Annotated in this window: 13 protein-coding genes; 3 read left to right on the forward strand and 10 right to left on the reverse strand. The window is 68.9% G+C overall.

Annotation, left to right across the window (positions count from 1 at the left end):
• Positions 1-54: 54 nt before the first annotated feature.
• On the reverse strand, positions 55-1,329 hold the full coding sequence (locus IB230_RS12525; RefSeq protein ID WP_192272659.1) for a HAMP domain-containing sensor histidine kinase: 1,275 nt from the start codon (positions 1,327-1,329) through the stop codon (positions 55-57).
• A gap of 49 nt (positions 1,330-1,378) precedes the next feature.
• The gene (locus IB230_RS12530) at positions 1,379-2,080 is read right to left on the reverse strand and encodes a response regulator transcription factor (protein WP_056879702.1); all 702 of its coding nucleotides are present in this window, start codon (positions 2,078-2,080) and stop codon (positions 1,379-1,381) included.
• Between the two features lie 128 nt (positions 2,081-2,208).
• Here IB230_RS12530 and IB230_RS12535 point away from each other — a divergent pair, with 128 nt between their 5' ends.
• Positions 2,209-2,547: a DMT family protein gene (locus IB230_RS12535; protein WP_192272661.1), complete on the forward strand. Its 339-nt coding sequence runs from the start codon at positions 2,209-2,211 to the stop codon at positions 2,545-2,547.
• A 9-nt stretch (positions 2,548-2,556) separates the two neighbouring features.
• Here the strand turns inward: IB230_RS12535 and IB230_RS12540 are convergent, their stop codons facing one another.
• From IB230_RS12540 to nudE, 5 genes are all read right to left on the reverse strand, one after another.
• A complete protein-coding gene (locus IB230_RS12540; RefSeq protein ID WP_192272663.1) occupies positions 2,557-2,859 on the reverse strand; it encodes a DUF962 domain-containing protein in 303 nt (100 codons plus the stop codon).
• Positions 2,860-2,875: 16 nt separating this feature from the next.
• Positions 2,876-3,199 (reverse strand): YnfA family protein, encoded by a 324-nt coding sequence (locus IB230_RS12545; protein WP_192272665.1) that lies wholly within the window; start codon positions 3,197-3,199, stop codon positions 2,876-2,878.
• Positions 3,200-3,315: 116 nt separating this feature from the next.
• On the reverse strand, positions 3,316-4,131 hold the full coding sequence (mazG, locus tag IB230_RS12550; protein WP_192273917.1) for a nucleoside triphosphate pyrophosphohydrolase: 816 nt from the start codon (positions 4,129-4,131) through the stop codon (positions 3,316-3,318).
• The gene (gene cysQ, locus IB230_RS12555; RefSeq protein ID WP_192272667.1) at positions 4,115-4,951 is read right to left on the reverse strand and encodes a 3'(2'),5'-bisphosphate nucleotidase CysQ; all 837 of its coding nucleotides are present in this window, start codon (positions 4,949-4,951) and stop codon (positions 4,115-4,117) included. The genes mazG and cysQ overlap by 17 nt, the downstream gene beginning before the upstream one ends.
• The gene (nudE, locus tag IB230_RS12560; RefSeq protein ID WP_192272669.1) at positions 4,948-5,496 is read right to left on the reverse strand and encodes an ADP compounds hydrolase NudE; all 549 of its coding nucleotides are present in this window, start codon (positions 5,494-5,496) and stop codon (positions 4,948-4,950) included. The genes cysQ and nudE overlap by 4 nt, the downstream gene beginning before the upstream one ends.
• 74 nt (positions 5,497-5,570) lie before the next feature.
• On the opposite strand from nudE, the gene bioA reads away from it, so the two are divergent.
• Together bioA and IB230_RS12570 are read left to right on the forward strand one after the other, a co-directional pair.
• Positions 5,571-6,971: an adenosylmethionine--8-amino-7-oxononanoate transaminase gene (gene bioA, locus IB230_RS12565; RefSeq protein ID WP_192272671.1), complete on the forward strand. Its 1,401-nt coding sequence runs from the start codon at positions 5,571-5,573 to the stop codon at positions 6,969-6,971.
• A complete protein-coding gene (locus IB230_RS12570; protein WP_192272673.1) occupies positions 6,962-7,693 on the forward strand; it encodes a 16S rRNA (uracil(1498)-N(3))-methyltransferase in 732 nt (243 codons plus the stop codon). The genes bioA and IB230_RS12570 overlap by 10 nt, the downstream gene beginning before the upstream one ends.
• A gap of 109 nt (positions 7,694-7,802) precedes the next feature.
• Here the strand turns inward: IB230_RS12570 and IB230_RS12575 are convergent, their stop codons facing one another.
• The 3 genes from IB230_RS12575 to IB230_RS12585 are packed head-to-tail and all read right to left on the reverse strand — an operon-like array spanning position 7,803 to position 15,628.
• Positions 7,803-8,273: a chemotaxis protein CheW gene (locus IB230_RS12575; protein WP_192272675.1), complete on the reverse strand. Its 471-nt coding sequence runs from the start codon at positions 8,271-8,273 to the stop codon at positions 7,803-7,805.
• A 10-nt stretch (positions 8,274-8,283) separates the two neighbouring features.
• The gene (locus IB230_RS12580; RefSeq protein ID WP_192272677.1) at positions 8,284-9,540 is read right to left on the reverse strand and encodes a chemotaxis protein CheB; all 1,257 of its coding nucleotides are present in this window, start codon (positions 9,538-9,540) and stop codon (positions 8,284-8,286) included.
• Positions 9,527-15,628: an Hpt domain-containing protein gene (locus IB230_RS12585; RefSeq protein WP_192272679.1), complete on the reverse strand. Its 6,102-nt coding sequence runs from the start codon at positions 15,626-15,628 to the stop codon at positions 9,527-9,529. Before IB230_RS12585 ends, IB230_RS12580 begins: the two co-directional genes overlap by 14 nt.
• Between the last annotated feature and the right edge of the window lie 72 nt (positions 15,629-15,700).

Here is a 15,700-nt window from a genome sequence, read left to right on the forward strand (position 1 = left end):
GCGCCCGAGGCCGCGGCGTTGACAGCCCGCGGCGCCGGTCAGTTCCCGTATAGATTAAGGAACGAAGCGGATGGTCGCGGTGGTGCCGCGACCCAGCTCGCTGTCCAGCTCGATCTTCCAGCCGAAGCGGTCGCACAACCGGCTGACGATCGACAGGCCCAGGCCGCTGCCGTGCGGGCGCGTGGGATCGGCGCGGTAGAAGGGCTCGAACACCCGCACCATCGACTCGGCCGACATGCCGATGCCGGTGTCCCGCACGACCACGCGGTCCGGCTCCAGCAGCACGTCGATGCGGCCACGGTCGGTATAGGCGCAGGCGTTGCGCAGCAGGTTGCTGACGACCACCTGGAACACCCGCGGCGGCGCGTGCAGGCGCGGACGCGCGTGCAGCGTGACTTCCAGGTCGACCGGCTTGTTGAGCAGCAGTGTGCGCGCGTTCTCGGCCTCGTCCATGACGATGTCGGCCACGTCGAAGTCCTCGCTCTGCGGCTCGACCTCGGCCTCGCGGGCGAGGATCAGGAACGCATCGATCACCGCTTCCATGTCGCGGCCGGCACGCTGGATGCGCTGCAGTGCACGCGCCACGCGCGGCGGCGAATCCTCGGCCATGCCCATGTCGGTGGCCACGCGGATCACCGTCAACGGCGTGCGCAGTTCATGGCTGGCATCGCGGGTGAAGTCGCGCTCACGGGCCACGTGCGCGCTGACGCGCTGGGCCAGCCCATGCAGCGCGGCGGCCAGCTGGCGCGCCTCGCCCTGCACGTCGCTCGGCAGCCTGTCCGGGGCCAGCGCACTGACGTCCGGGCGCCGCGGATCCCACTCCGCGACCTGCCGCGCCAGCCAGCTGACCGGCGACACCAGCCGCTTGGAAGCGCGATACGTCAGCCACGACACGAGATAGATCGCGACCAGCGTCATGATGATCGGCACCGTGCCGAAGTAGAACGCCAATCGCTCGGCCTGCGAGCGCAGGAACACCAGGTACAGGCGACCCTCGGGCTGCTCGTCGACCAGCACGAGCAGATCGTCATCCTTCAGTTCGTGGAAGCCGGGCCGCAGCTCGCGCAGGTTTTCCGGCAACACCAGGTTCGAATGCCCCTTCACCACCAGGTAGCCGCGCAGGTTGTGCGTGTTCGGCGGCGGTTGCGCGGTGCTGGCGCTGTAGAGCTGCCAGAAGTGGGTGGCTTCTTCCTGCAGCGCGGTGTTCATCAGGCTGTGCTTGATGACCGCGGAAATCAGGTACACACCCAGCACGATGGCCAGGCTGACCATCACGGCCTGCAGGATGAAGGCGATCCTGAGTTTGCGGGGCAGGCCGTGGTGGCGCATGGGGATTCGTCGGGCGAAGGCGGGAGTATGCCTTGCGCCGACGGCCGGGTCAGCCGATATCGGCGATACGGTAGCCCGCGCTCTGCACCGTGTGCAGCAGCGGCTTGTCGAAGGGTTTGTCGATCACCTTGCGCAGGTTGTACAGGTGGCTGCGCAGCGTGTCCGAGTCCGGCAGTCCGTTACCCCAGATCTCGCGCTCGATCTCCTGGCGGGTCACCACGCGCGGCGATTCGCGCATCAGGATGGTCAGCAGGCGCAGGCCGATGGGCGACAGCATCAGCTCGGTGCCGCCGCGGGTGGCGCGCATGCTGACCGGGTCCAGCACCAGGTCCGCGACCTTCAGCACCTCGGCGCCCACCTGGCGCCGCTCCCGGCGGATCAGGGCGCGCAACCGGGCTTCCAGTTCCTGGATGGCGAACGGCTTGGTCAGGTAGTCGTCGGCGCCGGAACTCAGACCGGTCAGCTTGTCGTCCAGCGTGTCGCGTGCGGTCAGCATCAGGACCGGCGTGGACTTGCGGGCCTCGTTCCTCAGGCGCTTGCAGACTTCCATGCCGTCCAGCCGCGGCAGCATCAGGTCCAGGACCAGCACGTCGTAGCTGTTCTCCACCGCCAGGCGGTAGCCGTCCAGGCCGTCGGTGGCGTAGTCGACTTCGAACCCCCGCCCTTCGAGATACTCGCCGATCATCTCGGAAATGTTGCGGTTGTCTTCCACCACCAGCACCAGACCCGCGGTTTCCTGACTGTGTCGCATACCGACTCCTTGAGAGGCTTCAGGTTTGTGAAACTACCGGTCGACCGGTAGACACCGCGTGAAGATGCCCTCTCCATTCAGCCGGCAGTTGGGATTACGCTTCGCCCTCCTCCTCCGACGGCCCTGCCATGATCGACCGCGTCCTGCCCCTCTTCCTGCTGCTGGCGTCCAACGTCTTCATGACGTTCGCCTGGTACGGACACCTCAAGTACAAGTCAGCGCCCCTGTTCCTCGTGATCCTGGCGAGCTGGGGCATCGCCTTCTTCGAGTACATGCTGATGGTGCCGGCCAACCGCATGGGCAGTGCGGTCTACTCGGTGGTGCAGCTGAAGACGATCCAGGAAATCCTGACCCTGCTGGTCTTCGCCGGCTTCAGCACCTGGTACCTGGGCCAGCCGCTGAAGTGGAACCACTACGCCGCCTTCGCCCTGATCGTGGGCGCGGCGTTCCTGATGTTTTACGAGTGAGCAGCCAACTCAGAACCGGATCTTGCCGGTGAGGATGTCCTTGAACATCACCCAGTCGCCGGCGAAGGAATAGAACGGGTGCTTGAAGGTGGCGGGCCGGTTCTTTTCGAAGAAGAAGTGGCCCACCCAGGCGAAGCCGTAGCCGCAGAACAGCGCGGCGAGCAGCCACCACGCGTTGCGTTCGACGATGGCCAGCGCCAGCAGGGCGAGCACGCCACAACTGCCGATGAAGTGCAGCCGCCGCGAGGTGCGGTTGCTGTGTTCGTTGAGGTAGAACGGATAGAACTCGCGGAAGCTGGCGAAGCGGCTCATGTCCCCTCCCACAGGGTCAGGCGGCGCGTGGCGCGAACATGATCACCGCCATGCCGGCCAGGCACAAGCCGGCGCCCAGCAGGTCCCAGCGCGTCGGCTTCACCGCATCCACCGCCCACAGCCACGCGATCGCCATGTTGACGTAGACGCCGCCGTAGGCCGCGTACACGCGGCCGGACGCCGTCGGATGCAGGGTCAGCAGCCACGCGAACAACGCGAGGCTGGCCGCCGCGGGCACCAGCAGCCAGGCGCTTCCTTCCTTGCGTAGCCACAGGTAGGGGAGATAACAGCCGACGATCTCGGCCAGCGCAGTGACGAGGAACAGCAGCAGGGTCTTCATGTCGCCAGTAGAGCGGAGCTTGCTCCGCTGGACAACCCGCGCACCCATGAACCGTAGAGCGGAGCTTGCTCCGCTGCTTTTCCCGGGAGAGTCGGCGCAGCCGAGCAAGCTCGGCTCTACGGAACTTCGCCCTGCTTCACCCGCGCCCACAACGCTTCCTGCTGCGCCAGCGACAGCGCGGACATCGTCGTGCCCTCGGCGGCAGCGATCGCCTCCATCGCGCGGAAACGACGCTCGAACTTCAGGTTGGCGCGGCGCAGCGCGCCGCCCACGTCCACCTTGGCGTGGCGCGCCAGGTTCGCCGCGACGAACAGCAGGTCGCCGATCTCATCCTCCAGCCGCGCATCGCGCTCGGGCGACGGGGATGCGGCGAGTTCGACGCGCACCTCGTCGATCTCTTCGTGCAGCTTGTCGATCACCGGCGCGGTATCCGGCCAGTCGAAGCCGACCCGCGCCGCACGCGACTGCAACTTGATCGCACGCTGCCATTCGGGCAGCCCGCGCGAGACACCCGCCAGCGCGGACGAATCTTCCTCGCCCGCCGCCTTGCGCTCAGCGGCCTTGATCGCTTCCCAGTTGACCGTCTGCGCTTCCGCATCGGCGAACGAGGCATCGCCGAAGACATGCGGATGACGGCGCACCATCTTGTCGCAGATCGCATCGACGACGTCACCGAACGCGAAGGCGCCCTGCTCCTTTGCCATCTGCGCATGGAAGACGACCTGCAGCAGCAGGTCGCCCAGCTCGTCCTTCAACGCCGGCAGGTCGCCCCGATCGATCGCATCCGCGACCTCGTAGGCCTCTTCCACCGTATACGGCGCGATGGTGGAGAAGTCCTGCTCCAGATCCCACGGGCAACCACCGTCCGGATCGCGCAGGCGGGCCATGATGGCCAGCAGCCGTCCGATGTCGCCGTCAGGCGCTGCGGGCATGTCCATTCGCATCGTCCTGCGTCTGCGCCAGCCACATGCGCCACGGCAGCGTCATGTCGCCCAACGCGACGAAGTCGCCATTGAGCAGCGTTTCGCGGCGGTTGTAGCGGAACGCACGACCATCCGGCGCCAGAAGCGCGCCACCGGCGGCTTCCAGCACGCACTGCGCGGCTGCCGTGTCCCATTCGCTGGTCGGGCCAAAGCGCGGGTATACGTCGAGCGTGCCCTCGGCAATGCGGCAGAACTTCAGCGAGGAACCCAGCGCGACCGTTTCGATGTCGCCCATGCCGTCGAGGAAGGCCTGCGTGCGGGCATCGCGGTGAGACCGGCTGGCCGCGACCTTCAGCGCACCGGTGGCCGGTGCGCGCGTGCGGATCTGCGCATCCACGTCGCCGACGCGGCGGTAGGCATTGCGACCCTGCCGCGCGTGCCAGGTCTCGCCGGTCACCGGCGCATGGACCACGCCGAAGATCGGTTCGTTCTGTTCGATCAGCGCGATGTTGACGGTGAACTCGCCATTGCGCTTGATGAACTCGCGCGTGCCGTCCAGCGGGTCCACCAGCCAGTAGGTCGGCCACTGGCTGCGCTCGGACCACGGGATGTCCGCGGCTTCCTCCGACAGCACCGGCCACTGCGGGGTCAACCGGCGCAGGCCGTCGGTGATCACCTGGTGGGCGGCCATGTCGGCGGCGGTCAGCGGGCTGTCGTCGTTCTTGCGCTGCACGTCGAAGGCACCCTCGTACACGGCCATGATGGCCTGGCCCGCTTCGCGGGCGATGACGATGACGGCTTCGTGCAGGTCGGCGGTCATCCGGCTCATGTACGCGTGTTCAACCATTCGCGGGCGATGAACAGCGCTGCCAGCGAACGGCCTTCCGAAAAATCCTCGCGCAGCATCAGCTGGTCGAGGTCTTGCAACTTCCAGGGCACTACTTCCAACTCCTCGGGTTCATCCCCCGGCAGGCGCTCGGGGTACAGGTCTCTTGCCACCACCAGCCAGGACTGGTGGCTCATGTAGGTGGGCGCCAGGGTCAGGGCACGCAGCACGTCGAGGCGGCGCGCGCCGAAGCCGGCTTCTTCCTTCAGTTCGCGGTCGGCAGCCTGTTCGGGCGTCTCGCCGGCGTCGATGCGGCCTTTCACCAGACCCAGTTCGTAGCGGTGCATGCCGGCGGCGTACTCGCGCACCAGCAACACGGTTTCCTCGTCCTGCATCGGCACCACGACCACCGCACCATGCCCCTGCGACTGCAGACGGTGGTAACGACGGCGCTCGCCGTTGCTGAATTCCAGGTCCAGCTCTTCGACGTGGCGGTCCGGCCCGTCGGTGCGCTGGGTGATCCCGTGGATGGTGGGCAGGCGGCTCATGCGACGGAGCGTTGTCCGCCCACGCCACGCGATGCGCGGCGACGGCAGGGGGCGGTGCCCGATATCATGGGGGGATGCGACAACAGGATCATCAGAAGGGAATGCTAGCAGAGGCGGACGAGTGGCGTGCCCGTGACTTGTCCGTGCTGTGGCATCCCTGCACGCAGATGCGTGAACACCCGCACACCTTGCCGCTGGTGCCGATCGCCCGCGGCGAAGGCGCGTGGCTGATCGGCCACGACGGCACGCGCTACCTGGATGCGGTAAGCAGCTGGTGGACCAATCTGTTCGGTCATGCCGAACCGCGCATCGGCGCCGCCATCGCCGCACAGGCGGGGTCGCTCGAGCAGGTGATGCTGGCCGGTTTCACCCACGCACCGGCGGTCGAACTGGCCGAGCGGCTGCTGGCGGTGGCGCCGCGGCAGGCGGGGCGTGCGCCGCTGTCCAAGGTGTTCTACGCCGACAATGGCTCGGCGGGCGTGGAAGTGGCGCTGAAGATGGCGTTCCACTGGTTCCACAACCGCGGCGAGCACCGGCGCACGAAGTTCATCGCGCTGGAGAACGGCTACCACGGCGAGACGCTCGGCGCGCTGGCGGTCGGCGACATCCCGCTGTACCGGCGGGTGTATGCGCCGCTGCTGACCGAAGCGCTGTTCGCGCCCTCGCCCGACGCCTACCTGGCGCAGCCCGGCGAGACACCGGCCGACTGCGCGCGACGTGCCGCCGATGCGCTGGCCGCGCTGCTGGACAGGCATGCGGACGAGGTCTGCGCGGTCATCGTCGAGCCGCGCGTGCAGTGCGCCGGCGGCATGCGCATGCATCACCCCGACTATCTGGCGCGCGTGCGCGAACTGTGCGACGCCAGCGGCGCGTTCCTGATCGCCGACGAGATCGCGGTGGGTTTCGGCCGCACCGGCACGCTGTTCGCCAGCGAGCAGAGCGGCGTGATGCCCGATCTGCTGTGCCTGTCGAAGGGACTGACCGGCGGCTTCCTGCCGCTGGCCGCGGTGCTTGCCACGCAGACGATCTACGACGGCTTCCTCGATGATTCGCGCGAACGCGCGTTCCTGCATTCGCACAGCTACACCGGCAACCCGCTGGCGTGTGCGGCAGCGCTGGCGTCGCTGGATATCTTCCGTGCCGACGATGTGCTGGCACGCAATCGCGCCATGGCGCGCACGATGGCGGCATTTGCCGAGCCCCTGGCGAGTCACCGACACGTGGCCGACGTGCGCCAGGCCGGCATGATGCTGGCCTTCGAACTGACGCAGGACGGCGACAAGGCAACGCCGTTCCCCGCCGCCGCGCGCATCGGCCTGAAGGCGTACCGCGCGGCGCTGGCGCGCGGTGTGGTGCTGCGCCCGCTCGGCGACGTGCTGTACTGGATGCCCCCCTACTGCGTGGACGAGGACGCCCTGCGGATGCTCGCCGACGTCACCCGCCACGCCATCGACGAGGCCACGTCATGCGCCTGACCCGCTGCCATGTGGATGCCGCGCTCGCCGTCGGCACCTCGCTCGCGCTGCCCGATGCCGCCGCCAACCACCTCGCTCGCGTGCTGAGGCTGCGCGAAGGCGACGGCTGCGTGCTGTTCAACGGTGACGGGCGCGACTTCGATGCGCGCATCACCGCGATCAGCAAGCGCGGCGTGCTGGCCGACATCGTCGGCGCGCGCACCATCGACAACGAATCTCCGCTGCACGTCACCCTGCTGCAGGGCATCGCGCGCGGGGAAAAGATGGACCTGATCCTGCAGAAGGCCACCGAGCTGGGCGTGGCGGCGTTCATTCCGGTGATGGCCGAGCGCACCGAGGTGAAGCTGGACGCCGAACGCACGGAAAAACGCGTCGCGCACTGGCGCAGTGTCATCGCCTCTGCCTGTGAGCAGAGCGGCCGCGCACGCTTGCCGACGCTGGCGCCCCCCGCCGCCTTGATCGATGCGGTACGCACCGTCGACGACGGGGCCGCGAAGCTGACGCTTGACCCGACCGGCGACGTCGCGCTGTCCACGGTCGAGGTCGCCGCAGGTGGCGTGGTGGTGGCGATCGGACCGGAAGGCGGCTGGTCGCCGCGTGATCGCGACATCCTGTCGGCCGCCGGCTTCACCGGACTGCGCCTCGGCCCGCGCATCCTGCGTACCGAAACCGCCGGACTGGCGGCTATCGCCGCATTGCAGTCGAGATTCGGAGACCTGTAGGGCGGGCTCAAGCCCGCCATCGCACGGCGTCGGGTCCACACAGCGGCAGACCAGGGCGCTCTTAGTCCTTGCGGATTGAGTGGTGGGCCAAGGCCCACCCTACGCAGCATCAGGCCGCGTTGGCCAGCGCGTCACCGATCATCGTCTCCACGAGCTCCAGGTCGGGCAGCACGGCGGCTTCGTCACCGAGCAGCACGCGGACCTTCACCCCGACCGGAAGATCCTCCTCGGTCGCGTCGGCAAGCAGGCCGTCGCGCGGCACCGATACCAGCCGCGGGAACGACGGCGTCAGCAGGGCGAAATAAGGGCGGTCCTTGTCGCCGCTCAGCGCCTTCAGCACGACGATCTTGCTGTTCAGCGCCACCGGTTCGCCGGCGTTGCCGGTCAGGCGTCCGAACGCGACCAGCGGTACCGGCCAGCCGTGCCAGTCGATCCGGCCGGGCAGCCAGTCGGGCATGTCCGCGACCGGCTCCACGGGCGCGCGCGTCAGCACTTCGGCGACGGTGGCGTTGGGCAGGAGCAGGCGGTATTCGCCGGCCTGGATCAGGACGCCGCGGATTTCGTCGTTGGAATGGGCCATCGTATGTTCCTCAGAACCAGCGGTCGGTCAGGCGCTGCGCGATCTGCGCGGGCGAGCCCAGGTCGGCGCCGCGCGCCGCGAGCGCCTTGGGCGCGGCGGGGTCGTAGCAGCCTTCCTGCGACTGGCCCATGACCAGCGCCCCTTCACTGCCCAGCGTGGCTGCGGCATCGACCAGCGCGGTGTCGCTGCCGCTCAGCAGCAACACGGCGCTGTCGGCCGGCGGCAGCTGCGGAATCATCGTGTGGATCACCGCGCCGGGGCGGAAACTCACTACGCCCGCATCGACGAACGGCACCACGTCACCGGGCAGCACGTACACATGCCCCGCGTCGGCGGCCTTGCCGGCTTCCGCCAGCAGCACCGGCATGTGCGACACGCGCTCCATCTGCCGGACTAGGTTGTCGTAGCGGCCACCATCGAGGCGCAGGTGCACCATCACCGGCTTCGGGAAACCGGTCGGCAGGTCGGCCAGCAGCTTGCGCACCGCATCGGGGCCGCCGATGCCGGCGAACACCAGCACCGCGCCCTGCACGCGCGCCGACGCGAGACTGCCTGCTTCCAGCGGTTCCAGCTCCAGCTTCGACAGGTCGAAGCCGGCGTGGCCGGTGCTGGTCGCGGCCGGTGCGGGAGGCAGTGGTGGCGGTCCTCCGGTCGGCAATTCGGGGAGCGGCGGCGGAACGGCCGGAGCCTCCGCCTGTGCGGTCGCCGACCGCAGCCAGGCGTCCGCATCGATGACCTGTTCGTCCGTGTCGCGCGCCTGGAAACTGCCGGTGTAGGCGAAATCGTCGCTCGGGAGTTCCAGCGCCATGCCGGCGGCCTCCTCGAGGTGCAGCGAGATCTCCGCACCTTCGTGCAACTGGGCCGGTGTCACCGGCAGGCCGGGCTCCAGCTGCAGGGCCACGTCTTCTTCGCGGCCCGGCGGCAGCACGTCACGGTGGCCGTGCAATTTGGCGGCCAGATGGCGCGCCCAGCGCTGGGCGTCCCAGCCCTGGCGGCGCGCGGCGAGTTCGGCCTCGTCGAAGATCACCGCGACCGCGGGATCGTGCAGCACGCTGTCGAAGCGTTCCAGGCTGTCCTCGATGGCCGGTTCCAGCGCCACCAGCACCACCTGCGGTGCACTGTTGCCCAGCGCCTCGGCATCGAGCGCATTGGGGTCGTCTTCCAGCACGATCTCGGCGCCGGCCTCGTGCAGCGCCACGCGCAGGCGCTCGCGCGCCTCGCCCGGGCGCGCCAGCAGGGCGACGCGTTTGGCTTCACTCACGGACACGGGCGATTCCCAGCAGGTCGTACACGTTGCGCATCAGGTCGAGCTCCTGGTACGGCTTGCCCAGGTAGCGCTGCACGCCGATGTCGAAGGCGCGCTGGCGATGCTTGTCGCCGGTACGCGAGGTGATCATGACGATGGGCACGTCCTTGAAGCGCGGATCGGCCTTCATCGCCGTGGCCAGCTCGTAACCGTCCATACGCGGCATTTCGATGTCGAGCAGCATCAGGTCGGGCACGCGCTCGTCCAGTTTCTCGAGTGCCTCGACGCCATCGCGCGCGGCGGTGACCTCGAAGTTGTGGCGCTCCAGCACGCGGCTGGTCACCTTGCGCATGGTCAGCGAGTCGTCGACCACCATCACCAGCGGCACGCGGCGCTGTTCGACCACGGGTGCCTGCTGCGCGGGCTCCTGCGGCTGCGCCAGGTGGCGACGCACCAGCGGTGCGGCATCCAGGATCACCACCACGCTGCCGTCGCCGGTGATCGTGGCGCCGTAGATGCCGGGGATCGACGCGATCTGCGGACCGACCGGCTTGACCACGATTTCGCGGTTGCCGAGCACCTGGTCCACGGCCACGGCGGCACGCAGGTCGCCCGAACGCACCAGCAGGAGCGGCACCTGCGGCTGGCCTTCGGCCTTGGCGGCGCCCTGGCCGACCAGGTGGCCCAGGTTGTACAGCGGGTAGTCTTCGCCGGCGTAGTGGTAGCTGCCCGCACCCGCACCGAAACGTGCGTGGCTGATGCGACCGATGCCGCTGACCGCTGCCACCGGCACGGCGAACTGCGTCTCGCCGATCTGCACGAACACGGCCTGGCTGACGGCCAGCGTCTGCGGCAGGCGCAGGGTGAAGGTCGCACCCTTGCCCGGCACCGAGCTGATTTCCAGCGAACCGCCCAGCTGGCGGACTTCGTTGTAGACCACGTCCATGCCCACGCCACGGCCGGCCAGCTGGCTGACCTTGTCGGCGGTGCTGAAGCCGGGCTCGAGGATCAGGCGGTCCAGCGCGGTGTCGGGCAGCACGGCGCCCGGCTGCAGCAGGCCGCGCTGTTCGGCGCGCTTGCGGATGGCGTCGCGGTTCAGGCCGGCGCCGTCGTCGGACACCTCCAGCACCATTTCCGAGCCTTCGCGGCGCAGGGCGACATGCACCGTGCCCTCTTCCGGCTTGCCCGCCTTGCGGCGTTCCTTCGGCGTCTCCAGGCCATGCGCGATCGAGTTGCGCAGCAAGTGCTCCAGTGGCGCCGTCATGCGGTCCAGCACGTTGCGATCCATTTCGCCGTGCGTACCGGAGAACTGCAGGCTGACCTGCTTGTGCGTCTCGGTCGCGGCCTGGCGCAGCACGCGGCGCAGGCGCGGCACGATGCCTTCGAACGGCAGCATGCGCGCGCGCATCAGGCCGTCCTGCAGTTCCGAGCTGACGCGCGACTGCTGCTGCAGCAGGCTGTCGTACTGGCGCGCGAGGTCGTCCAGCACACCCTGCAGGCCGCTGATGTCGGCCGCCGATTCGGCGAGCGCGCGGCTCAGCTGCTGCAACGTGGAGAAGCGATCGAGTTCCAGCGGGTCGAACGTCGGGTCCTGCTTGTCGTGTTCGCGCTGGTAACGGGCGACGATCTGCGCCTCCGTTTCCAGGTCGAGGCGACGCAGCTGGTCGTGCATGCGGATGTTGGTGCGGTCCAGTTCCGCCATCGCACCGCGGAACGCACCCAGCTGCTGTTCCAGGCGGGCGCGGTAGATCGCGACTTCGCCGGCGTTGTTGACCAGACGGTCCAGCAAATCGGCGCGGACGCGCACCTGCTCCTGCTGCCCGACGGGGAAGAACTCTTCCTCGACCGGTGCAGCCGCTTCGGTGTCGATCGGCGCAGACAGCGGCGCGAGCTCGACCGGTGCGGCGGGCGCATCCGTCGTCGCCGGCGCATCCGGCAGTTCGATGCCGCGGGCGCGCGCGTTGAACTCCGCGACCATGCCGTCCGGGATGGAGACGGTGCGGCGCGCGGTGACACGGGCAAGCTGCGCATGCAGGGTGTCGAAGCCGCGTTCCAGCAGCTGGATGCCGCGGCGGTCCAGCTCGGTGCGCTGACCGGCAATCGACTCCAGCATCGACTCGATCGCGTGACCCAGGTCGCCGACGGCGTGGATGCCCGCCATGCGCGCGCCACCCTTCAGCGTGTGCAGATCGCGCTGCAGGCCGGTGAGCAGCGTGCGGTCTTCCGGCGTTTCACGCAGCTTGGCGATGAGGTCGTCGGAGTGGTCCAGCAGGTCGTTGCCTTCCTCGACGAAGATCTCGACCAGGTCCAGGTCGAGCCCGGTCAGGTCGAGCGCGTCTTCCGGCTCCGGCATGTCGGCGGGTGCGGTCACGGCAGACTCCTCGACTTCGACGGAGGCAACGGCTTCGACTTCGGCGTCCTGCAGTGCGGGGGCTTCCGCAGCGGGTGCATCTTCGACATCCGCGACATCCGCGATGTCCTGGACCTCGACGGTCTCGTCGAGGGCGGCCGGCTCCGGCACGGCGTCCTCGACAACCGCATCCTCGACGGAACCCAAGGCGTTGGTGTCATCCGCGGAAGCGGTCTCGCCGGCGGATGCGTCGTCCTGCGGGACAACGGACAGCACTTCTGCCGCCACCGCTTCGTCTTCCGTTGAGCCCGGCACTGCGTCGAGGCTGTCGACGGTATCGCCCTCGACGGTGATTTCTTCGACGGTGACCTCTTCGACGGCGTCGGCGACGTCTGTCGTCCAGGCGGCGGTCTCCGACACGTCGTCGGAGAGTTCCGCGGGAGCGGCTTCGTCCTGCGCGGCGACGTCATCGACCGGGACGGACAGATCCGCTTCGGTCGCCACGTCACTGTCACCAGCGTCGGCTGTCGATGCGTCGTCCGCCTCGGCGAGGAACGCGGGCAGGTCGCCATCGACCACCAGCGCATCCTCTTCGGCGTCGGAGGCCGCTTCGTCGGCTACCAGCCCGACGACGTCCGCATCGGACACCGCAACGGACTCCTCGGTCGCCATCGAGGCGTCCTCGATGACATCGACCAGGCCGGTATCGGCTTCGGCGACGACACTCTCCTCCGCCTCGGCGGATGCCTCTTCCTCATGGACGTCGCTGCCCGCAGGTGCCGCAGCCTCGGCATCCGGCGTCTGCGTGCGCGGCAGGATGCGGTAATCGATGTCGTAGAAGGTGACGCTCTGGTCCACGGGCGCCGGGGTTTCCGGCACCACGGGCACATCGACCGACGCTGTCTCCGCCGCGTCGTCCGTCGCCTCTTCGATCACAACTCCGACAGCGGCATCGGGAACGGAATCCTCGACGGGCACGGCGGCTTCGAATCCACCGGCGCCGTTGGCCGCCTCGGCATCGAGGTAGGCCGACAGGTCCATCGCCAGCAGCTCGACGTCCGACGGCCCGACGGGCGGGGCGATCGGCGTCTGGCCGACGTAGGTTCCCTGGCGCGTGTCGTCCACGATCTGCGCACCCTGCCGCACGTCGGGCAGGCTGTCGGTCAGCGCACGCAACTGGCCCGCGAGGGCAGCGAACACGGGGATGCGCGGCGACGGCGCCTGCAGTGCCGCGACGCTGCGACGGATCGCCTGCGCGGTATCGGCGAACGCGGAAACGCCTTCCGGCGTCGGCGTTTCGCCGGCCGCCAGCAGCCGCTTGGTGTACTGCTCGGCCGCGGAGGTGACGTGGGTGATCTCCGGTACGTCGGCCATCGCCAGCGCGCCGTTCATCGTGTGGATCGCGCGCAGCAATTCCTCGGTGACCGGCGTGGCTTCGACCTGCGCCTTCTGCAGCCAGTGGTCGACCGTATCGAGATGATTGTCGACCTCGGCTTCGAGGATTTCGCGCAGCACCGCGTCGACCGACGCCGGCGTGCCTTCGGTTTCCGGTTCGAACACGGCCGGCGCGTCGTCGACGAAGGCGACCGGCGCCACGGGCGTCGGCTCGACGAAGTCGGCCTGCTCTTCCAGCACGGTCGGCTCGGCGCTGTAGTACGCGTCCTCGCCCGCGGCCAGGCGGTCCGCCACGTCCTGCAGGCCGGCCAGGTCGGCGGTGACGCTGCCCTGTCCGCGCAGCGCGGCATTGAGCTGAGGCAGCGTGTCGCAGGCCTGTTCGAGCAGGACTTCGACGGCGTGGCTGGGAGCGCGCGTGCGGTCCAGCACGCGGTTGAGCATGTTCTCGACCTTCCAGCTGAACTCGCCGAGCGTCTTGGCGCCCACCAGGCGCCCGCTGCCCTTCAGCGTGTGGAACACGCGGCGGATCGGCCGCAGGCGCTCCAGGTCTTCGGTGTTGTTGCGCCAGGCCGGCAGCAGCTGCCGCAGGTTGACGATCTCTTCGTCGAATTCCTCGAGGAACACCTCGCGGATGTCGTCGTCGATGTCGGTGCTGTCGCCATCGAACCCACCCATGATCGCGGACGGCACGGCGGCCGCGGCCGCTGCGATCTCGTGGCGCAGGTCGGGCAACGTATCGGTTTCGACCACCGGCGCGGGTGCCTCGGCGTCAACCGGCGCGTCAACCGCCGTGTCGAGCACCGTGGTGTCGACAGCGTCGACCGCGGTATCGATTGCATTGCGGTCGCCGGCCTCGATCGGCAGGTCGAATGCAGGCACCTCCGCTTCGACCGTCGCCGGCGAAGCGGTGCCTTCTTCCTCGAAGCCCACGGGATCGAACGGGTTCGCACCCGCGTTCGACGGCGGTGCCGGCGCGGCATCAAGCGGCTCCAGCGAAAGCGTGCCGAACGACGCCGGTGCAGGTGCTTCGGCGGCAGGTTCGGAGGCCGCTTCGACGGCGGGCGTCGTCACGGTCACCGGCGCCTCGGCGACGGGCGCTTCCGACGATGCGACGGCTTCCGCCGGCAACGGCCAGTAACGCAGCGCTTCCAGGCTGCCCCGGGTGATCTCGAGGATGTCCTCGCGGTTGGGACGCCGCTCGCGCAGCGCCTCCAGGTAATACTCCAGACTGGCCATCGCGTCGGCCAGGGTGTCCAGCTGCTGGCCACCGGGGACGCGCTTCTTGCCGATCAGCTCGCCACTCACGTAGCGCTTCACACCGACGACGTAGTCGCCGGCCTGGCCGAGTTCGAGCATGCGCAGCGCGCCCGCCACTTCGTCCAGCAGGCGCGGGACATCCGCCAGTTCGGCGTGGTCCCAGTTGGTTTCGATGAAGGCGACGAAGCGCTCGCGCGCACCGGCGAAGTTGATGATGGCTTCCTGCGCCAGCACCTCGACCGTGCGCTGCGATTCCGCCGCGCTCGGGTCCTGTTCGGCATCGCCACTGCCCAGCCGCGCGACCTGATCGTCCAGCGACGCGTCGACGTACAGCAGCGCACCGGCGACGTCGAGCAGGGTCCCCTCGTCGGCCGGACGCGACCCGGAGGCCACCTCGCGCAACGTGTCGCGCTGCTGCAGCACGACGTCGCGCGCCACGCCCAGCCCCATCATGCCGAGCGTATCGGCGACATTGCCCAGTTCGGTGACCTGCGAGTCGAGCTCGTTCGCGTCGCTGCCCGTGCGCAGGTGCAGGTCCAGCGCGTCCTTCACGCGCAGCAGTTCTTCCTTGACCGCGTTGCCGACGGTGTCCAGCAGCTCGCGATTGCGGCCACTCAGGCTGCTGCGCGCGTGGTCGATCTCGGCTTCGCTCGGGGCCGCTTCGTCGCGGGCGCCGCCCGGGAACAGCATGCTTTCGTTGAGGCCCGGCGCACCGCGCGAGGCACGGATCTCGTTGAGCAGCGGCAGCAGCACGATCGGGATGTCGCGATGGCCTTCCTGCAGGCGCTCCAGGTAGTCCGGCAGCAGCACCGCGCCACGCATCAGCGTGGCGCACGCCTCGTCGCGATCGCCCACGGCACCGTCCTGCAACGCCTTGGCGAGCAGTTCGAGTTCTTCGGCGACCATCGCCGGCGCGTACAGCTCGACCATGCGCAGCGTGCCCTGCACCTGGTGCAGGTAGCCGGCGCAGAAGCGCATGCGGCTGGTATCGGCCGGGGCTTCGACGAACGCTTCGATCTCCTGGCGGACCAGGCGCAGCGTCTCGTCCAGTTCGGGCTTGACCCAGCCGAGCACGGCGTGGCTCATGGCTTCGCGCAGCGCACTCATGGGCGTGCTCCCGCGGCGACGGCAGGACCGTCAGCCTTGCGCTGCTGGCAGGCGGGATGGCGTAGGAAGTTC

Source organism: Pseudoxanthomonas sp. PXM01 (assembly GCF_014851815.1).
Taxonomy (GTDB): domain Bacteria; phylum Pseudomonadota; class Gammaproteobacteria; order Xanthomonadales; family Xanthomonadaceae; genus Pseudoxanthomonas_A.

Coding starts and splice junctions, on each gene's coding strand:
- IB230_RS12525 (WP_192272659.1), bottom strand. CDS start 1,329: ATGCGCCACCACGGCCTGCCCCGCAAACTCAGGATCGCCTTCATCCTG.
- IB230_RS12530 (WP_056879702.1), bottom strand. CDS start 2,080: ATGCGACACAGTCAGGAAACCGCGGGTCTGGTGCTGGTGGTGGAAGAC.
- IB230_RS12535 (WP_192272661.1), top strand. CDS start 2,209: ATGATCGACCGCGTCCTGCCCCTCTTCCTGCTGCTGGCGTCCAACGTC.
- IB230_RS12540 (WP_192272663.1), bottom strand. CDS start 2,859: ATGAGCCGCTTCGCCAGCTTCCGCGAGTTCTATCCGTTCTACCTCAAC.
- IB230_RS12545 (WP_192272665.1), bottom strand. CDS start 3,199: ATGAAGACCCTGCTGCTGTTCCTCGTCACTGCGCTGGCCGAGATCGTC.
- mazG (WP_192273917.1), bottom strand. CDS start 4,131: ATGCCCGCAGCGCCTGACGGCGACATCGGACGGCTGCTGGCCATCATG.
- cysQ (WP_192272667.1), bottom strand. CDS start 4,951: ATGAGCCGGATGACCGCCGACCTGCACGAAGCCGTCATCGTCATCGCC.
- nudE (WP_192272669.1), bottom strand. CDS start 5,496: ATGAGCCGCCTGCCCACCATCCACGGGATCACCCAGCGCACCGACGGG.
- bioA (WP_192272671.1), top strand. CDS start 5,571: ATGCGACAACAGGATCATCAGAAGGGAATGCTAGCAGAGGCGGACGAG.
- IB230_RS12570 (WP_192272673.1), top strand. CDS start 6,962: ATGCGCCTGACCCGCTGCCATGTGGATGCCGCGCTCGCCGTCGGCACC.
- IB230_RS12575 (WP_192272675.1), bottom strand. CDS start 8,273: ATGGCCCATTCCAACGACGAAATCCGCGGCGTCCTGATCCAGGCCGGC.
- IB230_RS12585 (WP_192272679.1), bottom strand. CDS start 15,628: ATGAGTGCGCTGCGCGAAGCCATGAGCCACGCCGTGCTCGGCTGGGTC.